Raw genomic sequence first — 14,144 nt, 5'->3', positions numbered from 1 at the left:
GCTTAGCGGTCCACGTCGGCCATAACGAAATCGATACTACCCAGGTACGCAATCAGGTCCGCGACCATGCTGCCTTTGATCACCGAAGGGATCTGCTGCAGGTGGGCGAAGCTCGGAGTACGGATCCGGGTACGGTAGCTCATGGTGCCGCCGTCGCTCGTCAGGTAATAGCTGTTGATGCCCTTGGTCGCTTCGATCATCTGGAAGGATTCGTTGGCCGGCATGACCGGGCCCCACGAAACCTGCAGGAAGTGCGTGATCAAGGTTTCGATGTGCTGCAGCGTGCGCTCTTTCGGCGGCGGCGTGGTCAGCGGGTGATCCGCCTTGTACGGGCCTTCCGGCATGTTGCGCAGGCACTGGTCGATGATCTTGACGCTCTGGCGCATTTCTTCGACGCGAACCATGCAGCGGTCATAGGCATCGCCGTTGGCGGCCAGCGGCACTTCGAACTCGAAGTTCTCGTAGCCGGAATATGGACGCGCTTTACGCAGGTCGAAGTCGCAACCGGTGGAACGCAGGCCGGCACCGGTGACGCCCCATTCCAGGGCCTCTTTGGTGTTGTACTGGGCAACGCCGATGGTACGACCCTTGAGGATGCTGTTCTGCAGGGCGGCCTTGGTGTATTCGTCGAGGCGCTTTGGCAGCCATTCAACGAAGTCTTTCACCAGTTTTTCCCAGCCACGCGGCAGGTCGTGGGCAACACCGCCGATGCGGTACCAGGCCGGGTGCAGACGGAAGCCGGTGATGGCTTCGATCACCGTGTACGCCTTCTGGCGGTCGGTGAAGGTGAAGAACACCGGGGTCATCGCGCCGACGTCCTGGATGTAGGTACCCAGGAACAGCAGGTGGCTGGTGATCCGGAAGAACTCGGCCATCATGATGCGGATGACGTCGACCTTCTCGGGCACCTTGATGCCGGCCAGCTTCTCGACCGAGAGCACGTACGGCAGGTTGTTCATCACGCCGCCGAGGTAGTCGATACGGTCGGTGTACGGAATGAAGCTGTGCCAGGACTGACGCTCGGCCATCTTCTCGGCACCACGGTGGTGGTAACCGATGTCCGGGACGCAGTCGACGATCTCTTCGCCGTCCAGTTGCAGGATGATGCGGAACGCACCGTGCGCCGAAGGGTGGTTCGGCCCCAGGTTGAGGAACATGTAGTCCTCGTTCGGGCCGGAACGCTTCATGCCCCAGTCTTCCGGACGGAAGCGCGCGGCTTCTTCCTCGAGCTGTTGCTTGGCCAGGTTCAGGCTGAACGGGTCGAATTCGGTGGCGCGCGCCGGGAAGTCCTTGCGCAGCGGGTGACCTTCCCAGGTCGGCGGCATCATAATGCGCGACAGGTGAGGGTGACCTTTGAAGTCGATACCGTACATGTCCCAGACTTCACGCTCGTACCAGTTGGCGTTCGGCCAGATGCTGGTGACGGTCGGCAAGCTGAGGTCGCTCTCGGACAAGGCAACCTTGATCATCACGTCACTATTACGTTCCAGCGACATGAGGTGATAGAACACGGTGAAATCGGCACCGCTTGGCAGCCCTTGACGCTTGGTGCGCAGACGCTCATCCACGCCGTGCAGGTCATAGAGCATGACGTACGGCTTGGGCAGGTTGCGCAGGAAGGTCAGGACTTCGACGAGCTTGGCGCGGGCCACCCACAGCACCGGCATGCCGGTGCGGGTCGGCTGGGCGGTGAACGCCTCGGCACCAAAACGGTTGTTCAGTTCGACGACCACATCCTGGTCGTCTGCCTTGTAAGGCGGGATGTACAGAGCACTGCCTGTAGTCATGGTTATTTTTTCGCTTTCGGTCAACGTAAAGAATGAAGCCAGCTTCTCGTTTCTTTGAAACAGATCTGGATCAGACTTCGTCAGGGCTGCGCAGATTGGTGACTGCGATTCGCTGTTCGCGGCGCTGTTCCTTCTGCGAAGGCATGTCGGCGCGATAAACGCCTTGATCGCCAACGACCCAGGAAAGTGGGCGACGCTCCTGGCCAATGGATTCCTGCAGCAGCATCAAGCCTTGCAGAAATGCTTCTGGACGGGGCGGGCAGCCAGGTACGTAGACGTCCACGGGCAGGAACTTGTCCACCCCTTGAACCACGGAGTAGATGTCGTACATGCCACCGGAGTTGGCGCACGAACCCATGGAGATAACCCATTTCGGCTCGAGCATCTGCTCGTAGAGACGCTGAATGATCGGCGCCATCTTGATGAAGCAGGTCCCGGCGATAACCATGAAGTCGGCCTGACGCGGTGATGCCCGGATAACTTCGGCGCCGAAGCGCGCGATGTCGTGGGGCGCCGTGAAGGCGGTGGTCATTTCCACGTAGCAGCACGACAGACCGAAGTTGTACGGCCACAGGGAGTTTTTACGTCCCCAGTTGACCGCGCCGCTCAGCACGTCTTCCAGCTTGCCCATGAAAATGTTTTTGTGGACTTGATCCTCTAACGGATCGGAAACGGTTTCCCGCTGGCCGATCGGATACTGCTCGTTAGGAGCATCGGGGTCGATTCTGGTGAGATTGTATTGCATTGCCAAAGCCTCATTGTTTCAGCTTCGCCTGCCGCTTGCGACGAGCTTCCGGAGCCCAGTCAAGGGCGCCCACTCGGAACAGGTAGACAAGACCTGCCAACAGAATTGCTATGAAAACGAGAGCTTCGACGAATCCGGTCCAGCCGCTTTCGCGGACGGACACAGACCATGCAAAGAGAAAGAGGGCTTCGATATCGAAGATCACGAACAGCATCGCGACCAGATAGAATTTGGCTGAGAGCCGCAAGCGGGCGCCACCGGTAGGTAGCATGCCGGACTCGAACGGTTCGTTTTTGCTGCGGCCCCAGGCTTTTGACCCGAGGAGGCTGGAGACGCCGAGCATGAAGGCACACAGGCCGACTACACCCAGAAGGAAAATGGCAAAGCCCCAGTTGTGGGCCATGAGTCCTGTCGCTTCGGGCATGCTGGAAATCCTTAACAGAGAGCAAAGGTCTCTGAGCTTGATAAAGAAATAAGGCAGTGACGATATGTCGCAGCAATCAATCGCGCTGATTTTATGGCTAAACACCCTGCAAGTAAAATTCCTATAGCGAAATTATTTATTGGAATAAGGACATAGCGCACCTCTATGGCCCTGTAGCCCATGCGTTGCGGGCATTAGCCGGGATTTCACGAATTATGTTTTGTCGAAAATGTAACGAATATAGTTGCCGCTAAATGATAATTAATATCGTTTGTGATGGTTTTGTAACTGTTTAGCGATTGGGCAGTTGGGAAGTTGTCTTATATCCGCGTTACTGCAAGTAGCGGCGGCACACGTTTTAACCGATTTTTGTGACGTGGATAGCGCTCTGGATCAATGTTTTGCCTGACGGACTGTGCCAGCCCTGGGTTGGTCAGAAGGTCGCAGGCAAAAAAACGCCCCGAACCAGTCGGGGCGTCAGTTCTTCGGCAATGCGGTTAGCTTTCTACACGGTCCGCAAAGGCCGTTCGCTCAGGCGAAGTCGATCAGTGGAACTGTTCTTCTTCGGTCGAACCGGTCAGCGCGGTCACCGAGGACGTGCCGCCCTGGATCACGGTGGTCATGTCGTCGAAGTAGCCGGTGCCCACTTCCTGCTGGTGAGCCACGAAGGTGTAACCCTTGGCGGCATCAGCGAATTCCTGCTCCTGCAGCTTCACGTAGGCAGTCATGTCGTTGCGGGCGTAGTCGTGCGCCAGGTTGAACATGCTGTGCCACATGTTGTGAATGCCGGCCAGGGTGATGAACTGGTGCTTGTAACCCATGGCGGACAGTTCGCGCTGGAACTTGGCGATGGTCGCGTCGTCCAGGTTTTTCTTCCAGTTGAAGGAAGGCGAGCAGTTGTACGACAGGATCTGGTCCGGGTATTCCTTCTTGATCGCTTCGGCGAAGCGACGGGCTTCTTCCAGGTCCGGCTTGGCGGTTTCGCACCAGATCAGGTCGGCGTACGGCGCGTAGGCCAGGCCACGGGCGATGGCCTGGTCCAGACCTGCACGAACCTTGTAGAAGCCTTCCTGGGTGCGGGTGCCAGTCACGAACGGCTGGTCGTACGGGTCGCAGTCGGAAGTCAGCAGGTCGGCAGCGTTGGCGTCGGTACGGGCCAGGATGATGGTCGGTACGCCGGCAACGTCGGCAGCCAGACGAGCAGCGGTCAGCTTCTGTACGGCTTCCTGGGTTGGAACCAGAACCTTGCCGCCCATGTGGCCGCACTTCTTCACGGAAGCCAGCTGGTCTTCGAAGTGAACGCCGGCGGCGCCTGCTTCGATCATGCTCTTCATCAGCTCGTAGGCGTTCAGTACGCCGCCGAAGCCGGCTTCGGCGTCAGCCACGATCGGCGCGAAGTAGTCGATGTAGCCCTCGTCGCCCGGGTTCTTGCCGGCTTTCCACTGGATCTGGTCGGCACGACGGAACGAGTTGTTGATGCGCTTGACCACGGTTGGAACCGAGTCCACCGGGTACAGCGACTGGTCCGGGTACATCGATTCGGCGGAGTTGTTGTCCGCAGCGACTTGCCAGCCCGACAGGTAGATCGCCTGGATACCGGCTTTAACCTGTTGAACAGCCTGGCCACCGGTCAGGGCGCCCATGCAGTTGACGAAATCTTTCTCTGGGCGGAAGGACGGCTTGGCACCCTGGGTGACCAGGTTCCACAGTTTTTCGGCGCCCATTTTTGCAAAGGTGTGCTCTGGTTGAACCGAGCCACGCAGACGGACGACGTCAGCAGCGGAGTAATTGCGAGTCACGCCTTTCCAGCGCGGGTTTTCAGCCCAGTCTTTTTCAAGGGCTGCAATTTGCTGTTCGCGTGTCAGTGCCATGGAGATAAACCTCGTCGCGTCTTTATGAAAAGTTGTTCTGCGGTGGAAAATTCCTTGCGCTCGCTGACCAGAAGCTTAGGTGGTCAGGTCGGGTTCGGCGGGGCAGGCGACGGGATGAACGATGGGCTCGAGGGGAGGTGAGCAGGTAAAGGCGAACTGGCGGGCGCATTCGGGCGTCGTGGGCCTTTATGCGAACTACAGTGTAAAGCCGGGTTACCTAATTACGCTTCCGTCCCTCGGGACAACTTCGTTCCAGTCGGCAACCTCGTCAAACACACCTTGTGGGCGGTACAGACACGAAACGGCTCGCGGGGATGGTTGCGAGCAGCGCTTCGAAGGCCCTTGCCAGGGCCTCTGATTAGCGGGAGCGAGGCCATCATGCCTTCGCTTTTTTGGCTCGTCAAACGTTTTGTAGTGCTTTTTTTCATGCACTACATCTTTCGTCTAATACGACTAATCAGTCAGTTTTCGGTGCTTTAGTCCAGGGTGTCGACTTTCACCCGCAACGTCATGTCATCCCGGCCTTGAGTCGAGTAGCTGCGGGCCAGGCCCTGTTTGTCGGCCTGAGTCTCACGGTTCACGCCGGCGAGGGTGATCCATTCGCCCAGGCGTCCTGTGACAGTTGTGTCGGTGCTTTGCACGTTCACTACATCGGGACGTTCCTGGCTCATTCGGTCACGGTTGGTACTGATGGACAGGTGAACGGTGTCACCGGTGACGCTGGCAGTGACGTAGAAACCCTGAGTGACGTTGCGATACTGGGTCTGGCTGCTGTAATCGCCCCAGGAGTTGCTCTGGCTGCTGGTGATCGGCACGCTCTGTCCGACCTGGATCAGCGCCGGTGCACCCTCGCTGGCCTGTACCTGTTGAATGCCGCCGTCACGGCTGGCGGTGCTGTAGTCAATGATCCTGGTTTGCTGGTCGCCGGTGTTCTGTTGGTTGTTTTCGTTGGTGTCGACGGTGATCAGCAGGCGTTTGGGGGCGGTATCGAGCTGCGTGAGCAGGGCTTTCAATTCCTGGATCTTGTCCGGCTCAGCCTTGACGATCAGTTGATTGCCATAGGCGCTGACCTGACCGTCCTTGCCGATGAAATCCTGAGCCACCGGCAGCATGTCGGCGCTGGTGTGGTACTTGAGGGGCACGATTTCTGTGGCTGCCATCACCGAAAAACTGCAGCCGAGCAGCAGGGTGGTGAGCAGGGTGCGTAGGGACATGTCCGTTATCTCCGCTTTCGAAAGGCTTGATATTGCCAGTTTGTCGGCCCGGGGTGGGGCAAATTGAATCGTAGACAGCAAAACGCCCCGGCATCCGAAAATGGCGGGGCGTTTTGTGGTGTTCTGAAGGGCCTCTTCGCGAGCAAGCCCGCTCCCACATTGGATCTCTGCCGGGCACAAAATCTGTGTTCGCTGGAGGTTTCCTGTGGGAGCGGGCTTGTCCGCGAATGCCGCGACGCGGACTTAAGCCGAGTGACGAACCATGTCGACATGCGGAATCCCTGCTTCCAGGAATTCCTCGCTGACCAGATTGAACCCCAGGCGCTCATAGAACGCCGTGGCCTGCACCTGGGCGCTGAGCATCTGCTGCTTCAGGCCCCGTGCTTCCGCTTCGGCAATCACCGCGTGCATCAGCGCATCGCCGACCTTTAGCCCGCGCCAGTCCTTCAGTACCGAAACCCGGCCAACATGCCCGTCGGGCAGCAGGCGGGCGGTGCCGATCGGAAAGTCGCCTTCGAAGGCCAGAAAATGCACGGCGGTGGCGTCATCGGCGTCCCACTCAAGCTCGGGTGGAACCGACTGTTCGGCAATGAACACCGTTTCGCGAATGCGGCGGATCTCGGCGTTGTCCTTTTGCCAGTCTGCAACGCGTACGCGAATCTTATTCATCGTCGGCGAACCCCAGGCTTCCCTGTTTGACCAGTTCGCACAGCAGGCCGCGGCCATCTTCGTCGCTCAGCCAGTCGCCGAGGTTGTCGGTGTGCAGGGCGTCAGCCGAGCAGATCAGCTTCAGCAGCTCGCGCAACTTGCCAGGCAGGTAACGGCTCTGGCCGCTGGCGAACAGCAGCAGATCGTCATCGACGTTGGACCATGCCAGGCGTGCACTCGGGTTGCGGATCAGGATGGCACCGTCTTCGAGGGCGCTGAGGAGGTCTTCTTCCTCGACTTCCTCCGGGCCGACGACCAGCTCTGGATAACGCGGCTCGGTCATGTACTGGCCGAACCAGGTCAGCAGCAGGCGTTCGTCGCTCATGTGCTCGGCGAGCAGTGCCTTCAGGCGGCCAAGAGCATCGTGCTGGATCTGGTGCGGGTCATCGCTGACCGGCTTCGCATCGGCGTCGGTGTAGCGCTCTTCGTCAGTCAGGAACTGGCTGAGGAAGTCGGTGAAGTGGGTCAGCACTTCAGCGGCGCTTGGTGCGCGGAAGCCGACCGAGTAGGTCATGCAGTCATCGACGGCCACGCCGCAGTGAGCCAGGCGCGGCGGCAGGTACAGCATGTCGCCCGGTTCCAGAACCCACTCTTCGGTTTCGTGGAATTCGGCGAGGATGCGCAGGTCCGCGTGCTGCAGCAGCGGGCTTTCGGAGTCGCACATCTGGCCGATTTTCCAGTTGCGCTTGCCGTGGCCTTGCAGCAGGAACACGTCGTAGTTGTCGAAATGCGGGCCAACGCTGCCACCCGGGGCGGCGAAGCTGATCATCACGTCATCGACGCGCCAGCTCGGCAGAAAGCGGAAGTTTTCCAGCAGTTCGCTGACTTCCGGCACGAACTGATCGACAGCCTGCACCAGCAGGGTCCACTCGCGTTCCGGCAGTTTGCTGAATTCGTCTTCGGCGAACGGGCCGCGGCGCAGTTCCCATGGGCGCTCGCCGTGTTCGATCACCAGGCGCGATTCGACTTCTTCTTCCAGGGCCAGGCCGGCGAGTTCGTCGGCGTCGATCGGGCTTTCGAAATCAGGAATCGCCTGACGGATCAGCAGTGGTTTTTTCTGCCAGTAATCGCGCATGAACTCGCGCGCCGTAAGACCACCCAGAAGTTGAAGAGGAATATCGGGATTCATATGTAACCTATTGAAAAAAAGCATTTTTCAGACGGGAATAAAAACGCCCGGCGCGGCCGGGCGTCTCAAACGGGTCAAGCAGTCGATCAGATGCGTTTGGCTTGCGCTACAGCGTTGCCGATGTAGTTGGCCGGGGTCAGTTGCTTGAGCTCGGCTTTCGCAGCGGCCGGCATGTCCAGGCCATCGATGAAAGTCTGCAGCGCTTCAGGGCTGATGCCCTTGCCGCGCGTCAGTTCTTTCAGCTTCTCGTACGGGTTTTCGATGTTGTAGCGGCGCATTACGGTCTGGATCGGCTCGGCCAGGACTTCCCAGCAGGCGTCCAGATCGGCAGCAATCTTGTCAGCGTTCAGCTCGAGTTTGCTGATGCCTTTGAGGCTCGCTTCGTACGCGATCACGCTGTGGGCGAAGCCGACACCGAGGTTGCGCAGAACGGTGGAGTCGGTCAGGTCGCGCTGCCAGCGGGAGATCGGCAGTTTGCTCGCCAGGTGCTGGAACAGCGCGTTGGCGATGCCCAGGTTGCCTTCGGAGTTTTCGAAGTCGATCGGGTTGACCTTGTGCGGCATGGTCGACGAACCGATTTCGCCGGCAATGGTGCGCTGCTTGAAGTAACCCAGGGAGATGTAGCCCCAGATGTCACGGTCGAAGTCGATCAGGATGGTGTTGAAGCGCGCAATGGCGTCGAACAGCTCGGCGATGTAGTCGTGCGGCTCGATCTGCGTGGTGTACGGGTTGAAGGCCAGGCCCAGCTCGTCTTCGATGAAGGCGCGGGCGTTGGCTTCCCAGTCGATCTGCGGGTAGGCCGACAGGTGCGCGTTGTAGTTGCCGACAGCGCCGTTGATCTTGCCCAGCAGCGGAACGGCAGCGACCTGAGCGATCTGGCGCTCGAGACGGTAAACCACGTTCGCCAGCTCTTTACCCAGGGTGGTCGGCGAAGCCGGCTGGCCGTGGGTGCGCGACAGCATTGGCACGTCGGCGAAGCGCAGGGCCAGTTCGCGGATGGCGTTGGCGGTCTGGCGCATCAGCGGCAGCATCACGTCGTCACGACCTTCGCGCAGCATCAGGGCGTGGGACAGGTTGTTGATGTCCTCGCTGGTGCAGGCGAAGTGGATGAACTCGCTGACCTTGGCCAGTTCCGGCAGCTTGGCTGCCTGTTCCTTGAGCAGGTACTCGATCGCTTTCACGTCGTGGTTGGTGGTGCGCTCGATCTCTTTCACGCGCTCGGCGTGTTCCAGCGAGAAGTTTTCGGCCAGTTCGTTCAGAACGGCGTTGGCTTCGGCGGAGAAGGCTGGCACTTCCGGGATGCCGGCGTGAGCGGCCAGGCGCTGGAGCCAGCGCACTTCAACCAGGACGCGGGCACGGATCAGGCCGTACTCGCTGAAAATCGGGCGCAGGGCCTGGGTTTTGCCGGCGTAGCGGCCGTCAACAGGGGAAACCGCAGTGAGCGAAGAGAGCTGCATGGGGTGTTCTCGGACAGTCGGGCAACGAAATGGGGCGCGTATCATACATGAAAAAATCCGCCGGTCCGTCGCCAACTGACCGGCGTATTACGCGTTACAGACTACAAAGCTTTTATTGCGCGGCGATTTACTCGCTGCGCATCAACGGATACAGCTCTTTGAGCAGCTTGCGACGACTGATCACCAACTGCCAGCGATGGCCGCCGAGTTGACGCCACAGGCGTGCCGAACGAATACCGGCGAGCAACAGGGCGCGAATCTTCGACGCGTTGCTCGGCTGCTGCAGGTTGCGCATGTCGCCGTGCACTTGAATGCGTTGGCGCAGCGTGCTCAGGGTGTCCTGATACAGCGCACCGCAGGCCGCGATCACGTTTTCGTGGGCCGGGCCGAAATGCTCGACCTGCGACTGAATCTGCGGCAGGCGCTTGCCGATCACGTCGAGCATGTCGTTGCGCTTGGCCAGTTGCCGCTCGAGGCCGAGCATCGACAATGCGTAGCGCAATGGCTCGCGCTGCAAGGTGCTCGGGTCGCGCTCGAGGGCGCCGATCAGCGCACGGTAACCCTCGCGCAGATTGATGTCGTCGCCACCGTACACGTCCAGCGTGTCCTTCGGATCGCGGACCAGCAGGCTGCCGAGCATGCAGCTCAGGCCGGCCTCGTTGGTCTGGCCGGTCTTGGCGATCCGGTCGACCAGTACGGCGGCAAGAAACACGCCACCCAGAGCCGTCAGTTGCTCCTGAGTCGGGCTCATGCCTGGCCGCTCCACGGCTCGGCGACTTCGATCACGCCGCCGCCGAGGCAGATTTCACCGTCATAGAACACCACCGACTGACCCGGCGTGACCGCGCGTTGCGGTTCGTCGAACACGGCGCGATAGCCGGTCTCGGTTTTTTCCAGCGTGCAGGTCTGATCGCTCTGGCGATAACGAACCTTGGCGGTCAGGCGCAGCGGCTGGCTCAAATCGATCGGGTTGACCCAGTAGATTTCCGAAGCGAGCAGGGCGCTGGAGAACAGCCATGGATGGTTGTTGCCCTGGCCGACGATCAGCTCGTTGGTGTCCAGATCCTTGCGCAGCACGTACCACGGCTCATCACCGGCGTCTTTCAGGCCGCCGATGCCCAGGCCCTGGCGCTGACCGATGGTGTGGTACATCAGGCCGTGGTGACGGCCGATGACTTCGCCTTCGGTGGTCTTGATCTCGCCCGGTTGCGCCGGCAGGTATTGCTTGAGGAAATCGCTGAAACGGCGCTCGCCGATGAAGCAGATCCCGGTGGAATCCTTCTTCTTGGCAGTCGCCAGCTCGTATTTCTCGGCGATTGCACGGACTTCCGGTTTTTCCAGCTCGCCGACCGGGAACAGGGTCTTGGCGATCTGTTCGCCGCCGACAGCGTGCAGGAAGTAGCTCTGATCCTTGTTCGGATCCAGGCCCTTGAGCAGTTCGGTGCGGCCATCAATGTCGCGGCGGCGCACGTAGTGACCGGTGGCGATCAGGTCGGCGCCGAGCATCATGGCGTAGTCGAGGAACGCCTTGAACTTGATCTCGCGGTTGCACAGGATGTCCGGGTTCGGCGTGCGGCCGGCCTTGTACTCGGCCAGGAAGTGCTCGAACACGTTGTCCCAGTACTCGGCGGCGAAGTTGGCGGTGTGCAGCTTGATACCGATCTTGTCGCACACGGCCTGGGCATCCGCCAGGTCGTCCATGGCGGTGCAGTATTCCGTTCCGTCGTCTTCTTCCCAGTTCTTCATGAACAGGCCTTCCACTTCATAGCCCTGCTCGATCAGCAGGAGAGCGGAAACGGAAGAGTCCACGCCGCCGGACATGCCGACAATGACGCGCTTCTTGGATGTGTCAGAAGGGGCTGGATCACGCATAGGGATTCAATGAGTGTCTTGAAAAAGGACGCGATTCTATCAGGCTCACGGCCTCAAGGCTAAAGGGAAGGGCGTATCAGTTCGAGGCCGAAGCGATTGCCGGCCAGATAATCGTCGATGCAACGGATGATCAGCTCGCTGCGCCAGTTATCGCGCTGGGCCAATAATTCGTCGCGGGTCAGCCACTTGGCGCCGACGATGCCGTCGTCCAGCTGATATTCCGGGTAATGTTTCACGGCTTTGGCGCTGAAGCACACGCGCTGGTAAGTCACGCCGTTGCTCGGAGCGGTGTACAGATAAATGCCGATCACGGCGGTGGGTTCGACGTCCCAGCCGGTTTCTTCGAGGGTTTCGCGCACGGCGGCTTCGATCAGGGTTTCGTCCGGATCCAGATGGCCGGCGGGCTGATTGAGCACGTTACGCCCGGCTTTGTGTTCCTCGACCATCAGGAAACGGCCGTTATCCTCGACGATGGTGGCGACGGTGATGTGGGGGAGCCATTGCATTGATTGAATCTCCTGGGCGAAAGGCAGAAACACAAACCCCGGCGCATGGCCGGGGTTTGTGATGTTCCCTTTACAACCTTATACCAGCGCAGCAATCGCCGCGTTGAAGGTTGCGCTTGGGCGCATGGCCTTGCTGATCAGCTCGGCATCGGCGTGGTAGTAACCACCGATGTTCACTGGCTTGCCTTGAACGGCGTTGAGCTCGGCGACGATGGTCGCTTCGTTCTCGGTCAGGGTCTTGGCCAGGGTCGCGAACTGCGCTTGCAGTGCAGCGTCTTCGGTCTGGGCGGCCAGGGCTTGTGCCCAGTACATCGCCAGGTAGAAGTGGCTGCCGCGGTTGTCGATGTTGCCGACTTTGCGCGATGGCGACTTGTTGTTGTCGAGGAATTGGCCAGTAGCCTGGTCCAGGGTCTTGGACAGCACCAGCGCTTTCGGGTTGTTGTAGTTCACACCCAAGTGCTCGAGAGAAGCGGCCAGGGCCAGGAATTCGCCCAGCGAATCCCAGCGCAGGAAGTTCTCTTCGACCAGTTGCTGCACGTGCTTCGGAGCCGAACCGCCGGCGCCGGTTTCGAACAGGCCACCGCCGTTCATCAGCGGCACGATCGACAGCATCTTGGCGCTGGTGCCCAGTTCCATGATCGGGAACAGGTCGGTCAGGTAGTCGCGCAGTACGTTGCCGGTCACCGAAATGGTGTCCTTGCCTTCGCGGGTGCGCTGCAGGGTGTATTTCATGGCGTCGACCGGTGCCATGATCTGGATGTCCAAACCAGCGGTGTCGTGATCCTTCAGGTAAGCCTGAACCTTCTCGATCACTACGCCGTCGTGGGCGCGCATCGGGTCCAGCCAGAAGATGGCCGGGGTGCTGCTTGCGCGAGCACGGTTGACGGCCAGTTTGACCCAGTCCTGGATCGGCGCGTCTTTGGTCTGGCACATGCGGAAGATGTCGCCGGCTTCAACAGCCTGTTCCATCAGCAGGTTGCCTTTGCTGTCGGTCACGCGAACCACGCCGTCGGCCTTGATCTGGAAGGTCTTGTCGTGGGAGCCGTACTCTTCAGCCTTTTTAGCCATCAGGCCAACGTTCGGCACGCTGCCCATGGTGGTCGGATCGAAAGCGCCATTGGCTTTGCAATCTTCGATCACGGCCTGGTAGATGGTGGCGTAGCAACGGTCCGGGATCACAGCCTTGGTGTCGTGCAGCTGGCCGTCGGTGCCCCACATCTTGCCGGAGTCACGGATCATGGCCGGCATCGAGGCGTCGACGATGACGTCGCTCGGCACGTGCAGGTTGGTGATGCCTTTGTCGGAGTTGACCATCGCCAGCGACGGACGAGCGGCGTAGACCGCCTGAATGTCAGCTTCGATCTGCGCTTGTTGCTCGGCCGGCAGGGATTTGATGCGGGCGTACAGGTCGCCGATGCCGTTGTTCAGGTTGAAGCCGACCTCGGCCAGCACGTCGGCGTGCTTGGTCAGGGCGTCTTTGTAGAACTCGGCAACGATCTGGCCGAACATGATCGGGTCGGAGACCTTCATCATGGTGGCTTTCAGGTGAACCGACAGCAGCACGCCTTGTTGCTTGGCGCTGTCGATTTCAGCGGCGATGAACGCGCGCAGGGCCTTTTTGCTCATCACGGAGCAGTCGAGGATCTCGCCCGCCTGAACGTTGGTTTTTTCTTTCAGGACGGTGGCGGTGCCGTCTTGGGCGATCAGCTCGATCTTCACGGTGTCAGCGGCGTCGATCAGGGCGGCTTTTTCGCTGCCGTAGAAATCGCCGGTGCTCATATGAGCGACGTGGGACTTGGAGTCTTTGGCCCAGGCGCCCATTTTGTGCGGGTGCTTGCGAGCGTAGTTCTTGACCGACAGCGGAGCGCGACGGTCGGAGTTGCCTTCACGCAGAACCGGGTTCACGGCGCTGCCCTTGACCTTGTCGTAGCGCGCCTTGGCGTCTTTGTCGGCGTCGCTGGTCACGGTTTCCGGGTAGTCCGGCAGGTTGTAGCCCTGGGCTTGCAGTTCTTTGATCGCGGCTTGCAGTTGCGGAACCGAGGCGCTGATGTTCGGCAGCTTGATGATGTTGGCTTCAGGCGTAACGGCCAGGTCGCCCAGTTCGGCGAGGTGGTCGGCTACGGCTTTGTCGCCCAGTTGCTCGGGGAAGCTGGCCAGAATACGTGCTGCAAGAGAGATATCGCGGGTTTCCACGGCGATATCGGCCGAGGCGGTGTAAGCCTCGATGATTGGCAGCAGGGAATAGGTGGCGAGGGCTGGAGCTTCGTCGGTGAAGGTATAGATGATCTTCGAGCGGGTGGGCATATTCGGATTAACTCTCTCTTCTTTGCTAAAGCGTGCGCAGAAACTCGAGGGGCGCCGGGTAAGCGCGTTCGTTCAAAGTCATCCATGAACCGAATGTCGAGAATCTTCGCGGTGATGTTGGGTGCAT

The 14,144-nt window shown here is 59.9% G+C and carries 12 protein-coding genes; all 12 read right to left on the bottom strand.

Going from position 1 to position 14,144, the window contains the following annotated elements; translation table 11 throughout:
* Positions 1–2: 2 nt before the first annotated feature.
* Positions 3–1,787 (bottom strand): NADH-quinone oxidoreductase subunit C/D, encoded by a 1,785-nt coding sequence (gene nuoC, locus C6Y56_RS17485; protein ID WP_115078470.1) that lies wholly within the window; start codon positions 1,785–1,787, stop codon positions 3–5.
* Between the two features lie 70 nt (positions 1,788–1,857).
* Entirely contained in the window at positions 1,858–2,532 is a 675-nt protein-coding gene (locus C6Y56_RS17480) for a NuoB/complex I 20 kDa subunit family protein (RefSeq protein ID WP_007951456.1), read from the bottom strand.
* A 10-nt stretch (positions 2,533–2,542) separates the two neighbouring features.
* Positions 2,543–2,956, bottom strand: a complete 414-nt coding sequence (locus C6Y56_RS17475) for an NADH-quinone oxidoreductase subunit A (protein ID WP_003223812.1) — start codon at positions 2,954–2,956, stop codon at positions 2,543–2,545.
* Positions 2,957–3,501: 545 nt separating this feature from the next.
* Positions 3,502–4,827 (bottom strand): isocitrate lyase, encoded by a 1,326-nt coding sequence (gene aceA, locus C6Y56_RS17470; RefSeq protein WP_039767419.1) that lies wholly within the window; start codon positions 4,825–4,827, stop codon positions 3,502–3,504.
* Between the two features lie 476 nt (positions 4,828–5,303).
* Positions 5,304–6,041: a secretin N-terminal domain-containing protein gene (locus C6Y56_RS17465; RefSeq protein WP_169430945.1), complete on the bottom strand. Its 738-nt coding sequence runs from the start codon at positions 6,039–6,041 to the stop codon at positions 5,304–5,306.
* 243 nt (positions 6,042–6,284) lie between these two features.
* Positions 6,285–6,710, bottom strand: coding sequence for a GNAT family N-acetyltransferase (locus C6Y56_RS17460; protein ID WP_169430944.1), 426 nt, complete (start codon positions 6,708–6,710; stop codon positions 6,285–6,287).
* Complete coding sequence (locus tag C6Y56_RS17455) at positions 6,703–7,878, bottom strand: cupin domain-containing protein (RefSeq protein WP_169430943.1); 1,176 nt, start codon at positions 7,876–7,878, stop codon at positions 6,703–6,705. The genes C6Y56_RS17460 and C6Y56_RS17455 overlap by 8 nt, the downstream gene beginning before the upstream one ends.
* Positions 7,879–7,964: 86 nt before the next feature.
* Positions 7,965–9,335, bottom strand: a complete 1,371-nt coding sequence (gene purB, locus C6Y56_RS17450; protein ID WP_085712387.1) for an adenylosuccinate lyase — start codon at positions 9,333–9,335, stop codon at positions 7,965–7,967.
* Positions 9,336–9,462: 127 nt separating this feature from the next.
* Positions 9,463–10,086 (bottom strand): high frequency lysogenization protein HflD, encoded by a 624-nt coding sequence (gene hflD / locus C6Y56_RS17445; RefSeq protein WP_064380694.1) that lies wholly within the window; start codon positions 10,084–10,086, stop codon positions 9,463–9,465.
* Positions 10,083–11,207 carry a tRNA 2-thiouridine(34) synthase MnmA gene (gene mnmA, locus C6Y56_RS17440; protein WP_169430942.1) on the bottom strand — a complete coding sequence of 375 codons (1,125 nt, stop codon included), beginning with the start codon at positions 11,205–11,207 and terminating at the stop codon, positions 10,083–10,085. The genes hflD and mnmA overlap by 4 nt, the downstream gene beginning before the upstream one ends.
* Before the next feature lie 59 nt (positions 11,208–11,266).
* Positions 11,267–11,713, bottom strand: a complete 447-nt coding sequence (locus C6Y56_RS17435; protein ID WP_169430941.1) for an NUDIX hydrolase — start codon at positions 11,711–11,713, stop codon at positions 11,267–11,269.
* A 78-nt stretch (positions 11,714–11,791) separates the two neighbouring features.
* Positions 11,792–14,017, bottom strand: coding sequence for an NADP-dependent isocitrate dehydrogenase (locus C6Y56_RS17430; RefSeq protein WP_169430940.1), 2,226 nt, complete (start codon positions 14,015–14,017; stop codon positions 11,792–11,794).
* Between the last annotated feature and the right edge of the window lie 127 nt (positions 14,018–14,144).

Origin of the sequence: Pseudomonas fluorescens (assembly GCF_012974785.1) — a bacterium.
GTDB classification, from domain to species: domain Bacteria; phylum Pseudomonadota; class Gammaproteobacteria; order Pseudomonadales; family Pseudomonadaceae; genus Aquipseudomonas; species Aquipseudomonas fluorescens_BT.
Note: the sequence above shows the minus strand (reverse complement) of the source record. Positions and strands in the feature narration are given on the sequence as shown.

Excerpts from the sequence above, each read along its gene's own strand:
- nuoC (WP_115078470.1), bottom strand. The coding sequence starts at position 1,787 with ATGACTACAGGCAGTGCTCTGTACATCCCGCCTTACAAGGCAGACGAC.
- C6Y56_RS17480 (WP_007951456.1), bottom strand. The coding sequence starts at position 2,532 with ATGCAATACAATCTCACCAGAATCGACCCCGATGCTCCTAACGAGCAG.
- C6Y56_RS17475 (WP_003223812.1), bottom strand. The coding sequence starts at position 2,956 with ATGCCCGAAGCGACAGGACTCATGGCCCACAACTGGGGCTTTGCCATT.
- aceA (WP_039767419.1), bottom strand. The coding sequence starts at position 4,827 with ATGGCACTGACACGCGAACAGCAAATTGCAGCCCTTGAAAAAGACTGG.
- C6Y56_RS17465 (WP_169430945.1), bottom strand. The coding sequence starts at position 6,041 with ATGTCCCTACGCACCCTGCTCACCACCCTGCTGCTCGGCTGCAGTTTT.
- C6Y56_RS17460 (WP_169430944.1), bottom strand. The coding sequence starts at position 6,710 with ATGAATAAGATTCGCGTACGCGTTGCAGACTGGCAAAAGGACAACGCC.
- C6Y56_RS17455 (WP_169430943.1), bottom strand. The coding sequence starts at position 7,878 with ATGAATCCCGATATTCCTCTTCAACTTCTGGGTGGTCTTACGGCGCGC.
- purB (WP_085712387.1), bottom strand. The coding sequence starts at position 9,335 with ATGCAGCTCTCTTCGCTCACTGCGGTTTCCCCTGTTGACGGCCGCTAC.
- hflD (WP_064380694.1), bottom strand. The coding sequence starts at position 10,086 with ATGAGCCCGACTCAGGAGCAACTGACGGCTCTGGGTGGCGTGTTTCTT.
- mnmA (WP_169430942.1), bottom strand. The coding sequence starts at position 11,207 with ATGCGTGATCCAGCCCCTTCTGACACATCCAAGAAGCGCGTCATTGTC.
- C6Y56_RS17435 (WP_169430941.1), bottom strand. The coding sequence starts at position 11,713 with ATGCAATGGCTCCCCCACATCACCGTCGCCACCATCGTCGAGGATAAC.
- C6Y56_RS17430 (WP_169430940.1), bottom strand. The coding sequence starts at position 14,017 with ATGCCCACCCGCTCGAAGATCATCTATACCTTCACCGACGAAGCTCCA.